This is a genomic window from Arthrobacter sp. Z4-13 (genome assembly GCF_054792705.1).
Map to the genome: position 1 here is coordinate 3,949,062 of NZ_CP096459.1, position 23,950 is coordinate 3,973,011.

Consider the following 23,950-nt stretch of genomic DNA (forward strand, 5'->3'; position numbering starts at 1 on the left):
CAACTTTTGATCATTTGATCAGAATAAGACCAGGACTCAGCGCGTGCGCACTACGCGCTTCTCGTCCCACACCGGCTCGGCGGACTCGTACACCTTGCCGTCAGATCCGAACACCAGGAAGCGGTCGAAGGTCCGGGCAAACCAGCGGTCGTGCGTCACGGCCAGGACAGTGCCCTCAAAGTGGTCGATGGCCCGCTCAAGTGCCTCTGCCGAGTGCAGGTCCAGGTTGTCCGTGGGCTCGTCCAAAAGGAGCAGGGTGGCTCCGCTGAGCTGCAGGAGCAGGATCTGGAACCGGGCCTGCTGGCCGCCGGAAAGGGACTCGTACTTTTGCTCGGACTGGCCTGCCAGCCCGTAGCCGTCCAGCGCCCCGGCTGCTGCCTCGCGGCCCAGGCCGGAGCGGTGTTCGTCTCCGCGGTGCAGGATTTCCAGCAACGTCTTACCAAGGAGGTCCGGCCGGACGTGTGTCTGGGCAAAGAACCCGGGGCGGATCCTGGCGCCGAGTTTCACCGTGCCCTCGTGTGGCACCTCGGCAATCTCGACATCCGACACCGGCAGGTGCTCACGTTCGGGATCGGTGCCGCCCGTCGCGAGCAGCCGCAGAAAGTGGGATTTGCCCGAGCCGTTGGATCCCAGGACACCCACACGGTCGCCAAACCACACTTCCGTGGAAAACGGCTTCATGAGCCCGGTGAGCTCGAGTTTCTCCGCTACGATGGCGCGCTTGGCGGTCCGTCCGCCCTTGAGCCGCATTTGCACGTTCTGCTCGATGGGCAGCGCCTCGGGCGGTCCGATCTCCAGGAACTTCGCCAAACGGGTTTGGGCCGCGTGGTAGCGGTTGGCCATGTCGGAGCGGAATGCGGCCTTGTTTTTATACATATTGACGAGTTCCTTGAGCTTGACGTGCTCCTCGTCCCACCGCTTGCGCAGTTCCTCGAAGCGGGCGTTCCGGTCCGCCCTTGCCTCCACGTAGGAGCCGAACCCGCCGCCGTGAATCCACGCGCCGGCGCCGTTGATGCCCGGTTCCAGCGTGACGATGCGCCCTGCGGCGTTGTTCAGCAGTTCACGGTCGTGGCTGATGAAGAAAACGGTCTTCTTCGATTCGTTCAGTTTGTCCTCGAGCCAGCGCTTGCCGGGCACGTCCAGGTAGTTGTCCGGTTCGTCCAGCAGCAGCAGGTCGTCGGGTCCGGCAAAAAGCGCCTCCAGCACCAGCCGCTTCTGCTCACCGCCGGAAAGGGTCGACGCCGGGCGGTGCTGGGCGCGGTCAAAGGGCAGTCCCAGCGCGGCCATGCACACTTCGTCCCAGACGGTCTCGACGTCGTAGCCCCCGGCATCTCCCCAGTCCACGATTGCCTGGGCGTAGCGCATCTGGCTGGGTTCGTCGTCGTCCTCCACCATCGCCAGCTCAGCCTCGTCCACCTCGCGCGCCGCTGCGGCCAGTGCGGGCGGGGCCGCCGACACCAGCAGGTCGCGGACAGTGGAATCATCGCGGACCTGCCCCACGAACTGGCGCATGATGCCCATGTTCCCGGAGCGCCCGATCACGCCTTCATCCGGAACCAGGTCCCCGGCGATGATCCGGAACAGCGTTGTTTTTCCGGTCCCGTTGGGGCCGATCAGAGCAGTTTTGGTGCCGTCCGGAACCTTGAAGGTCACCCCATTGAGCAGCTGAGTGCCGTCGGAGAGGAAGTAATCGATACCGGAAACGTCAATATGGGCCACGTACTCCATCTTCCCACGCCCCAGCCGCGGAGTTTTTGGGCAGGTACTGCGGCCTGAGCCGGCCTGTACGTCACCGTACCTGCCCAAAAACCCGGGACGCTAGCCCGCGGCGGTCAGGAACTTCTGCAGCAGCGGCCCGGACGTTGTTGCCCCCAAGCCGCCATCCTCAACAAACACGGCAACGGCAAGATCCCCGTGCACGGCCACAATCCAGGCGTGGGTCTTGGGCGGATTCTCGTTGCCGAACTCGGCGGTTCCGGTCTTCGCTCCCACCGGGGCACCGGGGACGCCGGACAGGAAGCCGGCGTGCCCCGACGTCACCACGGCACGCATCATGTCCGCCAGGGATGTTGCCTCTTCAGCCGTGATCGGCTTGTCGGACGCCTGGGACGGCGCCTCAGCAGAGGCTGTGGCGGACGGCTGGGCAGCGGGAGCTGTGGAACCGCTGGTAGTTCCCTCAGCGGCAGCACCGGCGTCGGGATTCAAAACCAGCTGCGGGGCAACCGGCCCGCCCTTGGCCACGGAGCCGGCCATCATGGCAGCGGCCAAAGGCGACAGCAGCACCTTTCCCTGGCCGATCATGGACGCTGCATGCTCTGTTCCCGCGGCCTCGCCGGGGACGGATCCCAGGAAGGCCGCTGCACCGAGCGTCGGGGCCTCGACGGCGAGGCCCATCGACATGGCGGCGGCTTCAAGCTGACCCTGCGAGACCGTGTCCCGAGCGGCGATAAACGCTGTATTGCAGGAGTGGGCGAAGGCGTCACGGAGCGTCACCGAACCCAAAGAATCCTCCGGGTACCCCTCAGCATTTTTGAATGTCCGCCCGTCCACCGTCAACGTGGGCGTGCACTCTACTTTCGACTCGGGGGTCAGGCCGTTGCGGAACATCGCCAGCGAGTCCACCATTTTGAAGATGGATCCGGGAGCGTACTGGCCAAGCATGGCCGTGTTGTAGCCGTTGCTTCCCGGGCCGGATGCGGCCGCCAGGACCGCGCCGGTGGAGGGGCGGAGAGCAACAATTGCGGAGGCTGGTTTCACACCTTCCAGGGTGCTCTCGGCCAGGGACTGAAGCTTGGGATCCAAGGTTGTTTTCAGCGGCGTTCCGGGCGTGGGCTTCACCTCGAAGAGCACCCGGCGGGGATCCGTTGCGGCGGACTGGATCTGTTCCCGGGTCAGGTCCGCGCGCTGGGCACGGATAACGACGGCGTCCGTCCCCCGAAGCTGTTCGTCGTACTGCTGCTGGAGGCCGCCAACGCCGGTGACATCACCGGATGTCAGTTCGCCTTCGGAGGCCTCTATCTGCTCAGCCGTGGCCTCGCTGACCGAGCCGAGCACGGCGCGGGCAAACGTGCGGCTGGGAGCCAAGGGCACCGTGGCGGGAATGGCGCGTGCTCCGGGAACTGCCGTGATCTGCTCATTGGTGATGGTGCGGCCTTCTTCACGCAGGGTTATCGCGGAGACGAACGCCTCGGCGCCGGAGGCCTGTACCTGCTGGACGTAAGCGGCCGGGTCCACTCCAACCAGGGCGGCAAGCTTTGCAGCGGAAGCGGCAGGATCCGCTGCGCCCAGTTGCGGCTTGTCGATGCCGACGTTCACCACGGGACGGTAGGTCACCAGGGGCACGTCGCCGGCGCCGAGGATATCTGCCCGCTGGGGCGACTGTTCACCCTTGGTCAGGATCTCGCTGTCGGCAAGGTCCGGTGCCAGGGTGGCCGGATCCCAGACCGTGAGCCACTTGTCTCCGGACTTCTTGAACTTGGCGGAGACGGTGTACTTCCACTCGGCGCCGCCGAAGTTCCAAATGTAGTTCAGGGGTGCAGACGCGTTGTCGCCGTCCAGGGCCAGCTCGCCTGCTTCGACGGCGGGCTTCTCCGGATCCAGCGCGGCAAAGACTTTTTTCAGCTGGTCATTGGCAGCCGCTGAGTCCTTGCCGTCGAAGGGCACCGAGCCCACATCCAGCCCGGAGACGGCGGTGGCCAACTGCCCCGCTGCCGCTTCGGCACCGCTCCGGCCGTCGTCGCAGGCAACGAGCGAAGTTCCGAGAATGACGGCAGCGATGCCTAAAGAAAGTTTTGTTGATATCCCCATCGCGCCATTATCTCCCGTTTTTGAGGTCAGTTTGGCACATGTCGCAATCCCACGCCCTGGGTGACGCCGCTAGGTTCCGGCCACTCCCAGCTGGGGTACGGAAAGGCCGAACATGTCCCGAAGAGCATATTTTGCCGCGTGCCAGCCCGGCATGCCGGTAACACCCGGGCCTGGCGGGGTGGAAGAGGAACAAAGGTAAACGCCCCGGAGCGGGGTCCGCCACGGGACCCGGGACACGACGGGCCTCTGAACCAGGTTCACCATGTCCATGGTGCCCGCGCTGAAGTCCCCGCCAACGTAGTTCCGGTTGTATTTTGCCAGCCCCGCGGCGGTGATCGCCTTGGACTCAACCACAAGGTCCCGGAACCCCGGCGCGAAGCGTTCCAGTTGCGCCGTGATGGCTTCTGTCATGTCCCTTGTAGACCCGGTGGGGACGTGGCAGTAGGCCCACAGGGTGTGGTGTCCTGCCGGTGCGCGGCCGGAGTCGAAGCGGGACTGCTGTGCCACCAGGACGTAGGGACGTTCCGGGTGTTTGCCGGCGTTTACTTCGTTCTCCGAGCGGACAACTTCTGCCCGCGTGCCGCCCAGGTGGACGGTTCCGGCGTCGGCCAGTTCCTTGGCAGCCCACGGCACGGGTCCCGAGAGGATGAAGTCCACCTTGCAGGAGCCGTTCCCGTATCTGAAGGATTCCAAGGCACTGCGGTACCGGACGGGAAGGGCGTTGCCCGCCATGTTCAGCAGGCCTTGCGGGGCGACGTTCAGCAAAGTTGCCCGTGCGGCGGGGAGATCTTCCAGGCGATCGATCGGGGAATCCGTGTGGATGACACCGCCGTGCGCTACGAGGTCGTCCGCCATCGCGGCGGCAATGGCAGCTGATCCGCCCTGGGGAATGGGCCAGCCGCCCGCATGTCCGAGTGCCCCGAGCATCAATCCGCCGCCGGAAGCTGCAAGGGATGGCTGCTGTGAGATGGGATGGGCGGCAACACCGCTGAGCAAGGCGGGTGCCAAATCTTCCCTGAACCGGGCATTCCACAACCCGGATCCCTGCTCCAGCGTCCTGAGCCCGAACACCCCGGCCGCCAAGGGGTTGCGGGGGATACGGAGGAGTTGGTTCTGGGTGAAGTCCATGATGCCGTCGATGCGGGCCACGAGAGGTGCCATCAGCCGCCGGTAGGCATCGCCGTCGCGGCCCAGCCCTGCAACTGTCCTGTCCAGGGAGCGGTAGGCAAGGGCCGCCCTGCCGCCATCCAGCGGGGATCCATAGGACAACTCAGGGGTGATGAGGTTTATCCGGCGGGACAGTTCGAAGGCCCTGAAAAATGGTGAGGCCACTGCCATCGGATGAACGGCGGAGCAGATGTCGTGGAAATGCCCGGGCCGCATCACTTCGCTGGTCCGAGTGCCGCCGCCGATGGTTTCGCCGGCCTCGAAGAGCTCCACGGAGAGCCCTGCCCGCGCCATCACCGCTGCGGCTGCAAGCCCGTTGGGCCCAGCGCCCACCACGGCCACGTCAGGCATTGGAACCAACTTTCCAGGGCAGTAGGAACTTCGATCGGTCCCGAGGGTTCAACCGGAACCAGTCAGGGGTACCGGCGAAGGGGCCGCCGTGGGGATCATCAAGGTGATGCCGCCGGATGGGGTCGTAGTCCGGGTTGTAGATGTCCCAGGTCACGCGCAGCATGAGGTAACCCACCACAGCCATGTGTGCCGCCACGGCGAGAACGTAGTAGGGCATATCCAGGTTGTGCTGGGAAGAGCCTGCGCTGGTCACCTGTCCAAGGTACATCCACACTGCTGCCCAGTGCAGGCCTTCGACGCCCTGCCAAATCAAAAAGTCGCGCCATCTCGGTCGCGCCAGCGCCAGGAGGGGGATCAGCCACACCACGAACTGCGGCGAGTAGACCTTGCTGGTAAGGATGAAGGCCGCCACGATGAGGAAGGCCAGTTGGGCCAGGCGGGGCCGGCGGCGGGCGGTGAGGGCAACGGCTGCGATGGCAGCGCAGGACAGCAGGAAAAGGCCAAGGGACAAGAGGTCGACGGCGGCCGGGCTGAGTTCCCTCCATCGCAGCCGGTCCGCCACCAGGTTGTAGGCGAACCAGGGCGAGCTGTAGCCGGCACCGCGGTCCGCGCTGAACCGGAAGAAGTAGGCCCAGCCGGCGGGGTTGGCAGCGGCGAAGGGCAGGTTGACGGCCAACCACGTGACAGCAGCAGCCCCCGCTGTCACCAGGAAGGGGCGGAACCGGCCGGTCCGGACGGCCAGCAGCAGGATCGCGCCCAGAATAAGCAGCGGGTACAGCTTCGTGGCCGTGCCCAGCCCGATAAAGACCCCGGCAAGGACCAGCCGCTGCCGCGAGAAGAAGTACATGCCCAGGGCAAGCAGCGCCACTGCCCATAGGTCCCAGTTGATGGTGCCGGCCAGCACGATCCCTGGGGCCAGGGCCACCATGGCGGCATCCCAGGGCCGGCGGCTGGTCATCCGGGCGGTGGCCAAAACCGTGACCACCGTGACCGCCGCCAGAAGGGCAACATTGATATCGAAGTAGGCGAGCACACTCGAATCCGATATCCCGGTCCCGGGAACGAACAACGCCGTCACCCCCGCGATCAGGGCGATCAGGACCGGGTACTCAAACTGGCTGCCGGCACTAAGGACGGGAAAGGTACCTTCGGCGAGTCCACGGTTTCGAAAGAGCTCGGGAAAGTCCGAGTAGCAGGTGGCGTAGAACTGCGTGGGTGACTCCCAGCCGTTGGCGCGGCAATACCCTTTGACCAGGATGCCCGTGACAGCCGCCAGGACTGTGAGGAGTATCAGTACGCGTTCCACGGTGAAGATGCCGGGGGAGATGATGCCCGGGGCCGCCCTTGTTCCGAGGGGACCGCCGATGACTTCGGTGAAATTGCGCAGCAGGACATCACTGCGGCTGGGAACTATCAGGCGGGACGGCCCTCGATGCTCCGGCGGCTGGGTTCCCTGCATGGAACCGAGCTTACCGCCGTTGCCAGGCACCACCGAAAGAAGGCCCGTGGGGAGCCCACGCGTCGCTGCGTGGGCTCCGGCACGGCAATATGGTGCACCATAACTTCTCCGGAAAACGGGACCAGCAAGCTACATCATGCCGCCCAGTTGCTGATGCATCAGCAGGAATACGTCTTCCCGCTGCTTTTCCAGCAGCAGGCGGTTGAACTGCCTGCTGCTGCTGCGTCTCCTGCGTGAAGGAGACAGGAGTTTTTGAAGCTTCTTAATCATTGGGGCCACCTCCTTTTCGAACTGATTGACCCGCAAACGGGGCGCGACAATTAAGCCCTTCATGCACACCTTTGAAATACGGCGCATCAGGGCAGGGAAATGCCCGGTAATTGGCACGTTAATATAAATAAGGGAAAGAAATGCAAAAGCGCGAAGGCTGCTATGTGCGTTAGGAGCGCATCGCTCGGCTAAGGAATGGCAGGGTTATCCCGGGAAACCTTGAGGACGCCCACACCGGTACCTGGAAAAGCCAAAGCGTCACCACCGGTCGCGCCGGCGGCAGGGGCGAAGGCTAGGAGCCGAGGAGCCCTGTATCCGGGCGCGCAAAAGCATCGGAGGCCGGGGCCGCGGTGATGGTCGTCTTCCGTCCGCTAGTCAAAGTAATCATTTTTCCCAACCTCCTTTTTTGCTCTGCCGTTGCTCCGGCTGACGGGCCTGGCAACGAACGCCGCGACCCCGGCGAAACGCTCTGGGGTCAGAAATAAAAGTACACCACGATTACAGTCGGCGGCTACCTAATTTGCAAAACTTCCCAAGGAAATTTGCAAATAGCTGTTAAAGGCCCCACCGGACAATTGCGGGAGTCCTCTTATCCCAGCCTAAGGTGCACACTTTCGCGGTTCCGAGTATAAAGTGGCGCCCCTCGGTGGGAGGCAATTCAAGCCAACGGGCTGTGAGGATCCGGGAGAAGTGCCCGTGGGCAACAATGAGGACGTTGTCCATTCCGGATTCCAGTACGCGCCCAATAATCTTGTCCGCCCTGGCCGCTACCTCGTCCAGGGTCTCGCCGTTGGGCACGCCGTGGGTCCAGATCAGGTAATCGGGGTTGTCTTTCCGGATCAGGTCCGAGCTGATGCCCTCGTAGTCGCCGTAGTTCCATTCCACGGCCAGTGGCTCGTGCTGGGCATCCGGGAAGCCGGCGAGTTCCGCAGTCCGTCGCGCCCGCCTCAAGGGAGACGTCAGCACCAGGTCGAAATCGACCGTGTCCAAGACTTTTCGGGCCTCCACCGCCTGCTGTTCGCCTTCTACCGTGAGGGGCAGATCAGTGAGTCCGGTGTACTGCCCGCTTTTGGACCACTCGGTCTCGCCGTGGCGGAGGATCCAGAGCTGGGGCCGGGGGGCAAGGGCAGGATTGGTCACTTGGACTCCTTGGAGGAAAGGTCGACGGCGGCAGGAGACGTTCCAGCTTCAGTTCCGGCAGGTGCAGCTTCGGGCTGCTCCGCCCACCAGCGGAATAGCCTGGCTTCCGCTTCCGCGGCGGGCAGGGGCCCGTGCTCCATCCGCTCGTTAAGCAGGAACTTGTAGGCGCGGCCCACCACCGGGCCGGGTTTGAGCCCCAGCAGGGCCATGATCCTGGCACCGTCCAGGTCAGGGCGCACCGCGTCCAGCGATTCCTGTTCGCGGAGCGCCGCGATCCGGGCCTCGAGGTCGTCGTAGGCAAAAGCCAGGCGCTCGGCCTTCCGCTGGTTGCGCGTGGTGACGTCGGAGCGGGTCAGCCGGTGCAGCCGTTCCAGCAGCGGCCCGGCGTCGGTGACATAGCGGCGGACAGCGGAATCGCTCCAGCCGGCCTCCCCGTATCCGTAGAAGCGCATGTGAAGCTCCACCAGGCGGGCAACGGCCTTGATGGTGTCGTTGTCGAACCTCAGGGCCTTCATCCTCTTGGTGGTGAGCTTGGCACCCACCATGTCGTGATGGCGGAAACTCACCGCACCGCCCGGTTCGAAGCGCCGCGTAGCCGGCTTGCCGACGTCGTGCATTAACGCCGCGAAACGCAGCACGAAGTCAGGGGCCGGCACGGGGCCTTCGGCGTCCGTTTCCAGCTCCGCTGCCTGTTCCAGCACCTGCAGCGAATGCTGGTACACGTCCTTGTGCCGGTGGTGCTCATCCGATTCCAGCCGGAGGGCGGAAACTTCCGGCAACACGAACTCAGCCAAACCGGTGTCCACCAGCAAGTCCACCCCCACCCGCGGCCTGGCACCGCAGATGAGCTTGGTAAGTTCGTCCCGCACCCGTTCCGCGGAAATGATGGTGATCCGTCCAGCCATCCGGGTCATGGCCTGGCGGACGTCGTCGTGGACGGAGACACCCAACTGCGCCGCGAACCTGGCGGCACGCATCATCCTCAACGGATCATCGGAGAAGGACGCTTCAGGGGAACCGGGTGTGGCCAGGATGGAGGCGTGCAGGTCGCGCACGCCGCCGAACGGATCCACCAGCTCCAGGGAGGGCAGTTTGAGGGCCATGGCGTTGATGGTGAAGTCCCGCCGAAGCAGGTCATCAGTCAAGGAGGAACCGAACGCCACTACGGGCTTACGGGACTCCGGATCGTACGCCTCGGCACGGTAGGTGGTTACCTCGATCTGGAAGCCGGCCTTCCGCATGCCGATAGTGCCAAAGGCGCGGCCGATCTCCCAATAGTTGTCTGCCCATTTCTTGATGAGGGCCAACGTTTGGTCCGGCGTGGCGTCTGTGGTGAAGTCCAGATCCGGGGAGGTCCTGCCCAGGAAAAGGTCACGCACCGGGCCGCCCACCAGCGACAGTTCGTGGCCGGCGTCCACGAAACGCCGGCCGAGCTCCAGGACCACCGGGTCCACGTGGAAATCGACGGTGTGGGATTCAGTCTTGTGATGTGCGTGCGCCATAGTTACTTAAGCTTGTCAGAAACCAGCGGCAGCGCAGGCCAAATTACCGTCAAGATCCGGCCCATTCCGTCTACCGCCGCCAATGCGCGTCATAAGCAGTCCATGTTGGTGTCATGTTCCAGTCATCACGAACGGGCAACAGTCGTTAGAGTGGACTCCATGGCCCATCCAGTACCGAGCGCTCCAGGCAGGAGGACAAACGCACCATTGCCGTCGGCAATCGGTGCGCACGTTGCGCCTGCCCAGCATTCGGCACCGGCCTCGCTGCCTACGGTGGAAGAAGTCTCCGCCGGCGGCGTCGTTGTGGACACGTCCGACGCCGAACTGAGGGTGGCGATTATCGCCCGCCTTAATCGCGGCGGACGTCTCGAGTGGTGCCTGCCGAAGGGTCATCCGGAGGGCAAGGAAAACAACGAGCAAGCCGCGGTCCGCGAAATCGCAGAAGAGACCGGCATCGAAGGCGACATCCTCGCGCCGCTGGGAAGCATCGACTACTGGTTTACCGTCAGTGGCCACCGCGTGCATAAAACGGTCCATCACTATCTATTGCGGGCCACCGGCGGCGAGCTGACCATCGAGAACGATCCGGACCAGGAAGCGGTGGATGTTGCATGGGTTCCCATCCAGGAACTCGCCCGCAAGCTGTCCTTCCCGAATGAACGGCGCATCGCCGATCTGGCCCGCGAAGTCCTGCCCGACCACCTTTAGGCCGGTACTGCCGGCGCCGGCAGTGCCGTGATAGGCACTTGCGGGTGAGACGATGAACTCGATGTCAGCTTCCAATTTTCCTTCCGATCAAGCCGGCCGGGCCGGCGGCGCTCCACACGGGGTGCCGGCCGCCGGTGTGCCCCTTGACGGCGCACCCCTCGATGGTGCACCCCAGGGTGCAGCACCCCTGGACAGCGCAACCCAGGACAGTGCCCCCGCGGAAACCGCCCACCGGAACGCACCTGCGGACGGCCCTCCCCTGGACGGTGGACAAGCCGGCTCGGAGCAGGCGGGCGAAACCAGGTCAAGCGCCATCATGGCCGCCGGAACCCTCGTTTCGCGTTTCCTGGGCTTCGGCAAGACGTGGATGCTGGGCACGGCCCTGGGGCTCGGTTCCACGGTCAATGACACGTTCATCAACGCCAACAACCTCCCCAACCTGATCTTCCTGCTGGTGGCCGGCGGCGTGTTCAACGCAGTGCTCGTGCCGCAGATCATCAAAGCCAGCAAGGCCCCGGACCGGGGAGCCGACTACATCAGCCGGCTCCTGACGCTGGCGGTCCTGCTCCTGCTGGGACTGACGGCCCTGGTGACGCTGGCGGCGCCCTGGGTCATCGAACTCACCACTCAGGGATATTCCCCGCAGCAAAAAGCGCTGGCCGTGGCCTTCGCCTTCTGGTGCCTGCCGCAAATCTTCTTTTACGGCCTCTATGCCCTCCTCACCCAGGTCCTTAATGCCAACGGCGCCTTTGGACCTGCCATGTGGGCGCCCATCCTCAACAACCTGGTGGCAATCGCCGGGCTGGGCATGTTCATCTGGATTTTCGGCACCAACGAGTTCAGCCCGCACACCTTGGACAACTGGGGCGAAACCCAAACCCTGTTCGTGGCCGGATTCTCCACCATCGGTGTGGTGTCGCAGACCGCCATCCTGATGATCCCCGTGATCCGGCTGAAACTGGGGCTCCGCCCGCGGTTCGGCTGGCGGGGAGTAGGACTGGGCCAGGCAGCCAAGCTGAGCGTGTGGACGTTGCTGACTGCCGCCGTCGGCCAGCTCGCTTTCCTGTACGTCATGCGTATCGCCACCATTCCCGGCGCCGAGCGGATCCGGCTGCAGCAGGCCGGCGACCCCGCCGCCAGCCTGCTGCCCGGCAACGCCGTGCTGGAGGTGGCCAGCCAGCTGTACCTGCTGCCGCACTCCATCATTGCCCTGTCCCTCGCCACGGTCCTGTTCAACCGCATGACCCGCGCGTCCCAGGATGGCAACCGCGCAGAACTGCGCGACGCCCTCTCGCACGGCCTTCGGACCATGGCAGTTGCCACCGTGTTCGGAGCGCTGGCACTTTTTGCCCTGGCGGGTCCGCTCGGCATGTTCTTCTCGGGCGGGTCGCGCCAGGACGGCGTGATGCTGGCCCAGACGTTGACCATCCTCGCCCTTAGCACGCCGTTTATGAGCGCCAACTTCATGATGTCCCGGGTCTTCTACGCCAATGAAGATGCCCGGACCCCCTTCTACGTTCAGCTGCTCCTGGCGGTTGTCTACGTGGCTGGGGCGTTTGCCATCCAGTTCCTGCCCGTGAACCAGATCATCTACGCCATCGCAGTGCTTTATATGGTGGGCAACATCCTCTCGGTGGTTATCAGCGCCTACTTCCTGCGGCGGCTCCTGGGGCATCTGGACGGCCCGCGGATTGCCAATTCCTACATCCGGATGGGTTACGCAGCCCTGGGTTCCGCGATCGCGGGCGCAGGGGCGCTTTGGCTGATGGGCAGCTACAGCCCGGACGGGTTCGCCTGGCGTGACCGGCTGGCAGCTCTCATCACCGTCATCGTGGTGGGTCCGGTCATGCTCGTGGTGTACTTCTTCCTGCTCAAGCTGTTCCGGGTGTCCGAACTGCGCGACCTGCTTCGTCCCCTCCTGGGACGGTTGGGGCGGGGCGGGCAAGGTTCGCCTGCCGCAGAACCCGGGACGCCGCCGTCGGACGCCTCACCTGGTGCGCCTTCCCAGGACCGCCAGCGGCCCGCACCCGAGCGCGCCACCACGTCGGTTGACACAGGGCTCATCCCACGCATTTCAGGTGAATTTGACGCCGTTTCCTTCCGTGCCGGCCCGGTTCCGGAGCGCGCTGCAGGCCGCAGGCAAAAGGCCGACGACGGCGAGGGCCCCGAGGCTGAAAGCGCCTACCTCCCCGGCGAGGATCAGCCCAGCACCGCACGCGGCGGATTGCTGCGCGATCAGATTCCGCTTCCGGGCCGCCGGACCTTCCAGGGGAAGCCCGGGGAGAACCCCCACTTTAAGCCTCGGCGTCCCCGGAAAAAGTGATGTTTGCGCGGTCTGCCGCTGTCATCGTCCACGGCGCGTGGGGTGCAATCGGCTAGGATCGAAAGGGAACAGGGGTAGTTGCATTCAAGGACCAGCCTCCCCGGCGGCCCCTTGAACGGTGGTTGCGCCATCCGTGCCGGCGATACCGGAAAGTCTAGGAGGAACACGTGTCCAACCCGATCGATGTCGGATCAGTACTGGGCGGCCGTTACAAGGTCACAGCCACTGTATTGGCCTCGCACGACCACGATCTGGTGCTGGATGGTGTGGACCAGGTACTTAACCGTCCCGTCAGCATCCTGGTTGCCGGACCGGACAACACGGAGCAGGTTGCGCAGAGCGCCCGGGAGGTCGCCACCGGCGAACGCCCCGGAACTGTTCAGGTTCTTGACCTCGGAGTGACTGAGGCTGCCACGTACTTGATCACCAACCACACGTCCGCTGCGGACCTGCTGGATCTCGTGGTGGCGTCCAACCCTCCGTACGTGGAGCCTTTCTTTACGGACACTCTGGGAAGTGAAATCTTCGGCCAGCCGCGGTCCCACGAGCCCGAGCCTTACGACGACGAAGATCATGTGGACGCGGGCTACATCAACTATGGGGGCACTCACCCCAACCAGGTTGATCCTTACCGCGCCGCACCCGCTGTTCCGCCGAAGCCACCGGTCCGTCCGGCCACTGCACCCGCCGGCCGCAAGCCTTCCGGGGCGTCCCCCTTCGGGGGAACGGCCCTCGGTGGCGCCACTGGTGCAGCAGCCGGGGCTGCGGCTTCAAGCGCGTCAGCACGCCCTGCCGGTCCGCTGACACGGCCCGCCGGCCCTTCGACGCGGCCTGCCGAAGATCCGGCCACTGCCAGCTACGCCTCCAACCCGACTAATGCAGAAACGCCTGATTCAGGGAAGCCAAGGGTGTCCCTCTGGTCGGAAGACGACTACGCCAGCGCCGACAGCCAGGACCGCTATGAGGATGCGCCGGCAGAAGATGACCGGCCGGCCAATAAGAAGTCGTCGGTCTTTGCCCGCGCGGCAGCCCCGGCCGCCGGTTCTGGCCCTTCCTACGCTGAGCAGGACGACTATGACGACGACCGGGATGTACCTGCACGTGAACCTCGGTCCATGCGATGGCTGGTGGGCGGACTGCTGGCCGTCGTCCTGATTGCCGGCCTTGTTTTCGCCGTGACCAACCTCGGCAGCCTTTTCTCCCCGGGTCCTCAGGCCAACCCCTCCGCTCCTGCCACCCCCAACGGGGCCCCCGCAGGCTCGGCTGCACCTACGCAGGCACCCACCTCCGCACCGCCCGCCGTCCCGCCCGCCATTGAAAGCGTCAGCCGGCAGGGTAACTTCGATTTTGCGGCGACCTTTGACGGTGACCTGGTCAAGGCCTACGACGGTAACGCAGCCAGTTACTGGTCTGACATGGAATTTGCCACCGAAAACTGGGGTGGACTCGCCGCCCAGGGCGTGCCGCTGGTGGTAAAGCTTAAGAACCCTGCAACGGTTTCATCCGTCACACTTTCGCAGCTGGGCGGCTCCGGTGGAAACATCACCGTCTACACCAACGACCGGCCGTCGCTGGAGGGAGCGAAGGCCGTGGGGACCAACAGCTTTACTTCTACGGACCTGAACATGCCCCTCGCGGCACCGGTACAAGCCCAGTACGTCATTGTCTCCATCAACTCGCTTCCCCAGCTCGCTGCGCCAAAGACGCGCTACGGTTTCGGACTGCGGTTGGCCGAGGTTAAGGTTCAGTAACTTCAGCTGCCTTGCGTCCGGTTCCACGGAACCTGCGGCTGGAGGTCGTCTGCGGTCCGTGGGTTTGCCGCGCGGCGGTAATCTTGAAAAAGCGCCTCAGGGATTTCGCTTGCTGCTGTCCATCGGCAATCGGTCATGCACCGGGGCCGGAATATTCAGCCTGCAGTATCAGTTGTGCCATGTGGCCGGCCTCCAAAGCGGGGCACGTCAAATAAGGAAGAGGTTCACCGTTCAGTGACCATCACAGAAAACACCACGTCAGACGTACGTGATGTCATTATCGTCGGCTCCGGCCCGGCTGGTTACACGGCAGCTGTTTACACCGCCCGTGCCAACCTGAAGCCCCTGATGTTGGCAGGTTCTGTCACTGCCGGCGGTGAACTGATGAACACCACAGATGTTGAGAACTACCCGGGCTTCCCGGACGGCATCATGGGACCGGACCTGATGGAGAACTTTGAGAAGCAGGCAGCGCGCTTCGGCACAGAAATTCAGTTCGAGGACGTCACCTCGCTCCAGCTTGAAGGACCTGTAAAGACGGTCACCATCGCCACGGGTGAAAGCTTCCAGGCGAAGGCAGTGATTCTTTCCACCGGCTCGGCCTACCGTGAACTTGGCCTGCCTAACGAGAAGCGTCTTTCAGGGCACGGCGTCAGCTGGTGTGCAACCTGCGATGGTTTCTTCTTCAAGGACCAGGACATCGCTGTCATTGGCGGGGGAGACTCTGCAATGGAAGAGGCGCTGTTCCTCACCAAGTTTGCGAAATCGGTAACGGTTGTCCACCGCCGCGATTCGCTGAAGGCGTCGAAAATCATGGCAGACCGTGCCCTGGCACACGAGAAGATCAACTTCGTATGGAACAGCACCGTGGACGACGTGGTTGGCGACCAGAAAGTCACCGGCCTGAAGTTGAAGAACCTCATTGACGGCTCCGTATCCGATCTGGACGTAACGGGTGTGTTCGTCGCCATCGGTAATGACCCACGAACTGATTTGGTCAAGGGAATCCTGGACCTGACGCCCGAAGGAACCATCGCCGTGGAAGGCCGCAGTTCCAAGACCAGCCTGCCGGGCGTCTTCGCTGCCGGCGATGTCATTGACCCCACCTACCGTCAGGCCATCACAGCTTCCGGTTCCGGCTGTGTTGCCGCGCTTGACGTTGAGCACTACCTCGCAGACCTGCCCGCATAAATCCACAAGCCCTAGACGAAGAGAGATCAAGCCATGAGCAATGCCAAAGACGTAACAGACGCAACTTTCGGTACAGACGTTTTGTCCTCGGATAAGCCGGTTATCGTGGATTTTTGGGCTGAGTGGTGCGGCCCCTGCCGCAAGCTCGGTCCGATTCTCGACGAGATCTCGGTTGAGTACGGCGAAAAGGTTGACGTCGTGAAGCTGAATGTCGACGACAATCCGGGAATTGCTGCGGAATACGGTATCACTTCGATTCCCGCTGTTTACCTGTTCCAAGGCGGGGAAGTGAAGAGCACCGTCATCGGGGCAAAGCCGAAGCAGTTCTTCGAGAAGGAATTTGCTGACGTCCTTTCCTAAGAGGGCAGACGCTGGACCAGGTCCAGCAGTTATGCAGTGGCCACCGCTCTATTGCGGTGGCCACTTTTCTTTTGCCGCGTAGTGCCGGGATTCACTTGTCCGCGCGATTGTTGCCCACGATACCGAAGAGTCCGCGCCTTCTTCGCCCCTGGTTGAATCAGGCGGGGGAGTACTTAGAGTCTTCCTGACCGCAGCCCGTCCGGCGATGCCTCGAAGACAGCCGCCCAGATCATCGCAAAGTGTTTCACGTGAAACAGAATCTCAAGCTTGAAGACGCTTGAGGCCGGGCGGAGCGGACGCCAGGAGTCGGAACTGTCCCAAGGCCTCGCAAGCTGGCAGCGACGATGCCCATCCCAAGAGCACCGGACATCAGATTTACAGTGCCGCCAGGATAGTTCCATAGCACATTGAGCCGAAAACCTAAATGTCCGACTTTCGTAACTAAGCCGCTCTCATCGTTACGGACTCCTTGCTGTTTCACGTGAAACATCCAACATATTCAATAGGTGCCGATCAAGCACCGCCTGAAAGTGGCGCAGCGGCATTGCCGAGCAGGTCGACTACAAGTCACACGCTCGAGGTGCCGGACTGCGACATCTTGGTTTCATCAGTTGGTGACTTCGTCACATTGCCTCTGACGGTCATGTACTACGCGGATTCGGAGCACCAAGTCGGCCTAATAGCACCAGGTACCAATAGAGCAGCCAACAGCAGAAATGTTGCATACGTCCAACAGAAGGAACGGCTGCGCCAGTACGATGCTTGACGTCTAAGAACATCAATAGGTAAACAAAACACAGGAGCCGGCGGGGGGCAGGTTACGACAAAAGCTCATGCCTTGTTTCACGTGAAACTGCCAGCGCGCCTACGGAAACCAACCGGTAAAGCTAGATACCACTAATTGGGTTGCGGAGCACAACACCGTCGGCAGTAAACATCACGTCATGACTGTCTCCGTTCACCTTGTCCCGAGAGCAAGCCCTTTCCCAACATCGCTGTCTACGCAACAGCACAATAAGCGTGTTGTGCTTGGAACAGCACCAGTTGATGCGGAGACCTGCATCGGGACCGATGTGAAATCCTGTGCAGGGCTTGAAGGAGGGGTACTCGAAAATGAACGGCCAGGCCCACCCGATGATCCAAGGGTGACGCGACCCAACGGCCAATCCGGACAAAGGCAATACCGCTTTAGCCTCGATTCGGGGCCAGCATTGTTGCCGTCCCGAAGCCGATGATCCGAGTCTACGGGCGGGGGCATGCGAGAGCAGATGCACCAGCTTATGCCCTCAGGTTCTAAAGCTACAGGTGCAAATCGCATAGGTACTTGGTACCCGTAACAATACGCAGATGGCGCCGATTCATCAGCATACCGACCGTGGACGACAATCCCGGATTCTGCGTCCCGCGGGTACGACCCGTTCTCGATCGCCAACGCCGTCCCGCCTGGCAGCGCCTTCAGTAGCAGTCATAGGAAGAATCTGTGAAGGCTGCCATCTTCACCCAATACGAAGGGGCAGCGCCTTTCGTCCTGTTTCACGTGAAACATGCGCCAATCGCTTGTGTTCGACCCCTGCAAAGGATCTATAGACGGGAACCTTTATAGGAGCGGCACCCACAGAAGCCAAAGCGGCGTGCCGGCTAGAAGGGTATCCAACGATCGGCACCAAACCTTTGATTCTTGCAGAACGTGAATGGGAAGCCGTATGTGGATCTCCTTTAGCGCCCATCAAGATGAAAGGTCGGCAGCGAGGTCCAACGAAACATGGGCTGACTGAGACCGGAGCTTATGGAACTTTCTGCCTTGGCGACCATGGACGACTAACCCTGGGAACCACGCCACGAGTGGGCGAAAGTGGTTTCGCACTGGCGTAGTGCCTGGAGGAGCCCGTCTGTCGGCGGCGGTACTTTTGGCGACCAGGCAGCACCGAAGACGGTGTGCTTGTACCTCTTCACCCCATGGAGGGTCAGTGATCGCGTTCCACAGTCGCAGCATCCACAGGGTATACACGGCAGGTTCAGCCGGGCCGGGGTACTTTGGCCAGATACGCGTAGACAGCAACGGAGCCACAATCAACGAAGGATGTCATGAACGCCCTGATACCTACGTCAATCTCTATGCCCACAGGGCTTAGCGATGACAACATTCACGCTGTTCTAGGGGACCGTGTCACATGGTTGTCCACAGTATTTTCCACAGCCCCGAGACTGCTTCTCCCCATGGTTATCCACAGGGCGTTAGGAATATCACAAGGCTGTGCGCTGTGACCGACGATCCGAGGTGCGCAGCTTTGTAGGCGGTGATGGCCCTACCTACTTCTACGTCAGCTCTTTTGATCGGGCAGTCGGGCCTTACCGGGCTGTTGTTGTCTGGAACTAAACCGTTTTCGCTCGCCTGCGCGTTCTCGCAAGCGGGCCATTACGCCTGTCACGACTCCAAATCAACAGCACCCGGGTTTCACGTGAAACGATGCGGCTGCGCGTTGTGGGGCATAGACCAGAAGATGGGTCTTGGCGCTCCGACGCAGCCGAGTTTCTGACTACAGAATCCACAGGGTCAGCAGCAGGTATCCACAGGCTTATCCACAGGGATATGCACACCGCCCGCACCCCTTTTGCAGCTATGTAACCAGCGAATTGACCGGCGGCTTCCGTCATTGCAGATCCGGCGCACCGGCTCGGCCACGACATCGAAACGTGAGGACGAGCGCACGTTTATCGGAACTGCAGGACGATCGCACGGCAGTCCTAGTGCAGGGCTCACAAGAAGTAGATGCATGCCGGCACAAGTTTGGCTTGCGCCCCGCTCGAGCACTTAGTCATTCCGCAGCAACGGCACTGTCCGGTCAACTAGGGAAGGAGCGCCGCGCAATCCAGGTGTGCGCGCCAGGAATTGGGGGACGACCATGCATATGGAGCTTCTCAGGCGTGGAGCCTCTCGCTGTCGCACTAGCCCGCAACTTCGTGCTCGACGACCTTCCTTCCGACAGCGCCACGTTGGGCCTGTGACGTCCAGACTGCAAGGCCCCCTAGACCGTACCGGTGATCAAATTCGGTGTGACCCGCCGCTTAGGGTGCTGTCCATATAGGTGAAGGCCCTTGCAAGTAGGACGGCATGGGCCGTCAGTTGCGGCGAAGCTTGCTGCCGCTCTCGCATGCGTTTGTTTCACGTGAAACGGCCGGGATGCACCGATGATCAGCGAGCACCAGTCTTCCTTTTCGCGCCCGCACCGCGAGCTTTGATCAGGCCAACCCCGACGAAGTGAGTTCAGTCCCTTACAAGCTGCCATGGCCGCTGCCGCGCGCAACCCTCCAGCATCGGAACACAAGGCAAATTGTCCATTTTGCACCGCGTAAGCATCAGCTATACCTGGACAACTGCCTACGTTCTGTTTGGACTCCAAGCGGACGCCAGGCATAGGCGCTTTTCGTGCGTGCCCAGTACTAGTGCCCTTGATCTGCCCACGGTATGCACAGCTCCGCCCAGGCCTCCTTTTTGGTAAGGTCCTCCGCACCATAAGGAGAGACGGTGGTTCTGGGCGCTGCTGGAGCCCTTTCAACCTGCCAACCTAGGCACTACGAATATGCTGTGACGCCAGAATCCGGACATAGGTATCAACACGACGATCTGTGCCACCGGCAGCGCAGGTGCCTCTATGCGCTAAGCGATGGATGGCCCCGAGGTTCATGTAAACATCCGCGGAACCTGAACAATGGGTGTCCGCCGGCTTTGCAGATGTAATGCTCGTCGAACCTAGGGGCGCGGATGTTCGGACCCGACTGCCGCAACATTGGCAGCGCTCATCACGCGCCGACATGTCTATTTTGCAGAGTGAGGGCAAAGCATACCTTCGGTATAGACGCTCCCACGCCTTTAAGCCTCAAAGCGGCTGCGCCGGCCGAACCGTGCCGCTCCTCGCATCGCAGCTGCTCGTGAAGGCTACTTCGAGGCGTCCGAGTTTAAGGACGAGCGTTTCACGTGAAACACACGAACAGCACTACCGGACGAGCACGGCGCCCGGCATCAGGGAACATTCCGAGGACCAGCCAACGTCTTAGGACTATGGAGCGGGCAGGACTGAAAATGAGGCAACTAGCGATCGCTTCAGGCGGACTTTGCGCCGCAGCCGCCTATTCTGTCACGCGAGGACCGCACGACTGCCTCACACACGCAAACCAAAGAGACGGCATGCAGGTGGGCTCGGCAATCGATGTCCGCGAATGCCGCCTCAGCCGGCATCTGCATCGGTACAGGAACTACATGAGGAGGGGCGTCCACGTATCGTGTGCTGAATGCACGGTCCAAGGCACGGCAGGGAAAACAGCTCCTGCGGGGTGAAGGAAGGTTTTCCCCCGCAGTGCGGAGAAAGCGGGCATAGGCCCACCCGCCTTTAACATCAACCCAGCTTCTGTTTCACGTGAAACACAATGCCTTGGCAACACGGCAACAGGACCGCAAATGCCGGCCTGGAGTAGGGGGAGTTCGCCTCCGGCATTCGAGGCATACTTCACGGCGGCAAGTCATCACCGGAATCAGTGTGCGACAGACAAAACGGAAGCACTAGGCCCCATCGCCAGGAAGTTCTCGCACCCACACCACAACCAAGACTCCCGCAGTTAGGAGCACCGTGCTGAAAGGCAGCTTCTGCCGGAGCAATGCAGCCCTTGAACCCCTGCAGCCCTTGCAGCAAACCAGGCGGCCCCTGGCTTATTTAGTTCTCGGAGCCAGGAGCGAGGACGTCCATAATCCGGTTGAGGTCCTCGACGCTGGCAAATTCGATGCTAACCCGGCCCTTGCGGACACCCAGCGAGATCTTGACGTTCGTGTCCAAACGGTCGGAAAGCGACGACGCCAAGTAATCGAGACGTTCGTGGCGTGCTCCGGGACGGGGAATGTTCTTCTTCGCCGGCGTTGCTGGATCCTGGTGCATGGCTACGGCTTCTTCCGTGGCCCGCACGGACATGCCTTCGGCCACAATCCGTTGTGCCAAGCGTTCCATTGCAGCAGCGTCAGGAAGTGCCAGGAGAGCACGCGCATGGCCTGCAGAAAGTACTCCGGCTGCCACCCGGCGCTGGACCAATGGGGGCAGCTTCAGGAGCCGCAGCGTGTTGGACACCTGCGGGCGTGACCGGCCGATGCGGTCGGCCAACTGTTCATGGGTAGTACCGAAGTCCTCAAGGAGCTGCTGGTAGGCCGCGGCTTCTTCCAAGGGGTTCAGCTGGCTCCGGTGGAGGTTCTCCAGCAACGCATCCCGCAACAGGTCATCGTCCGTGGTGTCTCTGACGATTGCGGGGATGGTGTCCAGGCCGGCGGCTTGTACCGCTCGCCAGCGCCTTTCGCCCATAACGAGCTCAAACGGCTCTCCACCAACTTCGGTTGAGTTCCGCACAACAATCGGCTGGAGAACGCCAATTTCGCGGACGGAGTGAACAAGCTCCGCCATGTCGTCCTCATCGAAGACTGCACGTGGCTGTTTCCGGTTGGGGTGAATATCAGAGACGCGTATTTCAGCAAAACGGACGCCGGGGACCGGCACCAACTCAACCCCGGCATCCGTACCAAACGATTCAAAGGAATCACCGGCGGGGACGTCCGCGTGGTCGGGCGAATCAGCTTTAGGGGAGGGTGCCACTTCGGCATCCGTCTTGACCGCGGACTTGCCGGCGGCCTTGGTGCTGCCGGTGGTCTTCGACGGCGACTCGCTACCGGAGACGCTCGGGGCAGGCGTTGACTCGGATGCCCGCTGCGCTGCGGATGATTTTGCATTCGTCTTAGGCGACGGGCTGGCAAGAGCTTTGGAAGCAGCATCCCTGGTGGGCGCAGAGCTGGTTGTTGTTCCCGCCCGCCGCCCTGACTCCGCCGCCGGTGAAGTATCTGTAACTTCCTCGGGTTCAACCGTCTTCCTGCGCCCCTCGGGGAAGAAGAGATCGACGGGCCGCGAAACCGCTGCACCGTTGCCCGCCCCGTTTGCACCGGCGGAACTCGGAATCAGTGCGCCAAGACCGCGGCCTAGGCCCCGTCGCTTCTCGCTCATGGGTAAATCCCTCCAGTGGTAGAGCACGACCTTGCCGCACCCCAGTTGTTGCAGTTCTCGAAGATTTTAGCGTTCTGCTATTTCAGCAGCGGCTTCCAGGTAGGACAGGGCTCCACTGGATGAGGGGTCGTAGGTCATCACGGTTTGCTGGTAACTCGGTGCTTCGGAGATGCGAACCGAACGGGGCACTACCGCAGACAGTACTTGTTCAGGGAAGTGCTGGCGGACCTCGGCGGCGACCTGGGCAGCAAGGTTGGTGCGGCCGTCGTACATGGTGAGAAGGATGGTCGAAACCACGAGATCGGCATTGAGATGTTTCTGGATCATCTCGATGTTCTTGAGGAGCTGGCTCAGGCCTTCGAGTGCATAGTACTCACACTGGATTGGAATAAGGACTTCGCTGGCTGCGCAGAACGCGTTGACTGTCAAGAGGCCAAGGCTTGGAGGGCAGTCGATGAAGATGTAGTCCAGGCGTTCTTCGCCCTTCTTCTCACGTGCCTTTGCGTATACATCGATAGCCCGCCGCAACCGCTGCTCACGCGCCACCAGGGACACGAGCTCAATTTCCGCACCTGCCAAGTGAATCGTGGCCGGGGCGCAGATGAGGTTGCCGATATCCGGGCACTGCGCAACCACATCGGCCAAGGGAACATCGTTGATCAGGACGTCGTAGATGCTGTCCACATCCGCGTGGTGCTCGATACCCAAAGCAGTGGACGCGTTGCCCTGGGGGTCGATATCAATAACCAGGACATTGAGTCCGGCAGCGGCAAGCGCGGCAGCAATGTTCACCGTGGTGGTGGTCTTGCCTACGCCACCCTTCTGGTTGGACACCGTAAAAATGCGCGTCTTCTCAGGACGCGGCAGTTGGCGTCCTACCAGCCGCTCCCGCCGGCGGGTCTCGTGCGCCAACTCGCGGGCGATGGGGCTCGAATCATCAATTGCGTCAATGATATTTGCCCTACCTGTTGACGTTGTTTCACGTGAAACAAAAATAGGAGAAGAAGATGAAACTGACTTGGGTTGATTCCCTGAAAAGCCGGAGGCGGCGGAAACAGCACCAGCGAGAGAACGCGCCGACCCCAATGACACGAACGGCGGTATCCGTTGCGTGGAGGCTTCGCTACTGGTCACTGGTGCACACTCACTCTCGTTCAGCTATTTTTGCTGCCGTTGACTAGCCTAACTGCTTACCCCGGCAGACCGTGGCCGCCGGGCCTACCCTAGGCCTTCTTTTGGGACTTGTTAACAACAATGCGCACCACGGTAGTGGGCTCTTCCAGCAGGCTGTCGCCAACCGTGACGACAGATGTCTGAACGCCCCCCAGTTTACGGATAACCTTCGCGGCCTTCTCAATTTCCTCAGCCGCACTGCGGCCCTTGATGGCAATTACTTCACCATGCCCTCCGAGCAGGGGAATGGTGAGGCCCGCGAGGTTAGTCAAGGCAGATACCGCCCTCGCCGTCACAACGTCGGCCTCCACGTGACCTACGGCAAGTTCAGCGCGGGTCCTCATAACCGTCACATTGCCCAGGCCCAGATCATCAACCACTTCCTGCAGCCAGATCACCCTGCGCTCCAGCGGTTCGATGAGGGTGAGTTCCAGATCCGGACGCGCAATCGCAAGGCAAAGGCCGGGCAGCCCCGCGCCGCTGCCGACGTCGGCAACGTGGCTTCCCTGCGTAATCTGGCTTTCAATGACGGCACAGTTGAGGACGTGCCGCCCCCACAAGCGGGGGATCTCCCGCGGCCCAATAAGCCCACGCTCAGTCCCGGAGGTGGCAAGGTGTTCCACATAGCGTTTGGCGAGGTCCAGCCGGTCCCCGAAGATCTTTTCAGCTGCCAGTAGCTCAGCTGGCGTGATATCAACCATTATTAGCGAATCAGC

General features: G+C 62.2%; 15 protein-coding genes. 5 read left to right on the forward strand and 10 right to left on the reverse strand.

Translation table 11 applies throughout. From position 1 onward, the window contains the following. Nucleotides 1-36: 36 nt before the first annotated feature. From M1E07_RS20115 to M1E07_RS20145, 7 genes are all read right to left on the reverse strand, one after another. Nucleotides 37-1,719, reverse strand: a complete 1,683-nt coding sequence (locus tag M1E07_RS20115; RefSeq protein WP_461188361.1) for an ABC-F family ATP-binding cassette domain-containing protein — start codon at nt 1,717-1,719, stop codon at nt 37-39. Between the two features lie 99 nt (nt 1,720-1,818). Beyond that, nucleotides 1,819-3,807, reverse strand: coding sequence for a penicillin-binding transpeptidase domain-containing protein (locus M1E07_RS20120; protein ID WP_461188362.1), 1,989 nt, complete (start codon nt 3,805-3,807; stop codon nt 1,819-1,821). Between the two features lie 69 nt (nt 3,808-3,876). Continuing rightward, nucleotides 3,877-5,325: a phytoene desaturase family protein gene (locus M1E07_RS20125; protein ID WP_461188363.1), complete on the reverse strand. Its 1,449-nt coding sequence runs from the start codon at nt 5,323-5,325 to the stop codon at nt 3,877-3,879. Continuing rightward, nucleotides 5,318-6,784, reverse strand: coding sequence for a glycosyltransferase family 87 protein (locus M1E07_RS20130; protein WP_461188364.1), 1,467 nt, complete (start codon nt 6,782-6,784; stop codon nt 5,318-5,320). The genes M1E07_RS20125 and M1E07_RS20130 overlap by 8 nt, the downstream gene beginning before the upstream one ends. 129 nt (nt 6,785-6,913) lie before the next feature. After that, nucleotides 6,914-7,171, reverse strand: coding sequence for a hypothetical protein (locus tag M1E07_RS20135; protein WP_461188365.1), 258 nt, complete (start codon nt 7,169-7,171; stop codon nt 6,914-6,916). Between the two features lie 438 nt (nt 7,172-7,609). Next, nucleotides 7,610-8,194: a histidine phosphatase family protein gene (locus M1E07_RS20140; RefSeq protein ID WP_461188366.1), complete on the reverse strand. Its 585-nt coding sequence runs from the start codon at nt 8,192-8,194 to the stop codon at nt 7,610-7,612. Then, on the reverse strand, nt 8,191-9,696 hold the full coding sequence (locus tag M1E07_RS20145) for a CCA tRNA nucleotidyltransferase (protein WP_461188367.1): 1,506 nt from the start codon (nt 9,694-9,696) through the stop codon (nt 8,191-8,193). The genes M1E07_RS20140 and M1E07_RS20145 overlap by 4 nt, the downstream gene beginning before the upstream one ends. 159 nt (nt 9,697-9,855) lie before the next feature. Here M1E07_RS20145 and M1E07_RS20150 point away from each other — a divergent pair, with 159 nt between their 5' ends. From M1E07_RS20150 to trxA, 5 genes are all read left to right on the forward strand, one after another. Then, nucleotides 9,856-10,404: an NUDIX hydrolase gene (locus M1E07_RS20150; RefSeq protein ID WP_461188368.1), complete on the forward strand. Its 549-nt coding sequence runs from the start codon at nt 9,856-9,858 to the stop codon at nt 10,402-10,404. Nucleotides 10,405-10,465: 61 nt separating this feature from the next. Continuing rightward, on the forward strand, nt 10,466-12,727 hold the full coding sequence (gene murJ, locus M1E07_RS20155) for a murein biosynthesis integral membrane protein MurJ (RefSeq protein WP_461188369.1): 2,262 nt from the start codon (nt 10,466-10,468) through the stop codon (nt 12,725-12,727). A 167-nt stretch (nt 12,728-12,894) separates the two neighbouring features. Further along, nucleotides 12,895-14,478, forward strand: coding sequence for an ABC transporter substrate-binding protein (locus tag M1E07_RS20160; protein WP_461188370.1), 1,584 nt, complete (start codon nt 12,895-12,897; stop codon nt 14,476-14,478). Nucleotides 14,479-14,712: 234 nt separating this feature from the next. Next, nucleotides 14,713-15,669 (forward strand): thioredoxin-disulfide reductase, encoded by a 957-nt coding sequence (trxB, locus tag M1E07_RS20165; RefSeq protein WP_461188371.1) that lies wholly within the window; start codon nt 14,713-14,715, stop codon nt 15,667-15,669. Nucleotides 15,670-15,702: 33 nt separating this feature from the next. Continuing rightward, nucleotides 15,703-16,029 (forward strand): thioredoxin, encoded by a 327-nt coding sequence (trxA, locus tag M1E07_RS20170; RefSeq protein WP_461188372.1) that lies wholly within the window; start codon nt 15,703-15,705, stop codon nt 16,027-16,029. Nucleotides 16,030-20,738: 4,709 nt separating this feature from the next. On the opposite strand, the gene M1E07_RS20175 is transcribed toward trxA, so the two are convergent. The 3 genes from M1E07_RS20175 to rsmG form a co-directional block, all read right to left on the reverse strand. Next, a complete protein-coding gene (locus M1E07_RS20175; RefSeq protein ID WP_461188373.1) occupies nt 20,739-22,061 on the reverse strand; it encodes a ParB/RepB/Spo0J family partition protein in 1,323 nt (440 codons plus the stop codon). 66 nt (nt 22,062-22,127) lie between these two features. Further along, the gene (locus tag M1E07_RS20180; RefSeq protein WP_461188374.1) at nt 22,128-23,195 is read right to left on the reverse strand and encodes a ParA family protein; all 1,068 of its coding nucleotides are present in this window, start codon (nt 23,193-23,195) and stop codon (nt 22,128-22,130) included. Between the two features lie 89 nt (nt 23,196-23,284). Beyond that, nucleotides 23,285-23,935 (reverse strand): 16S rRNA (guanine(527)-N(7))-methyltransferase RsmG, encoded by a 651-nt coding sequence (rsmG, locus tag M1E07_RS20185; protein WP_461188375.1) that lies wholly within the window; start codon nt 23,933-23,935, stop codon nt 23,285-23,287. Nucleotides 23,936-23,950 lie beyond the last annotated feature (15 nt).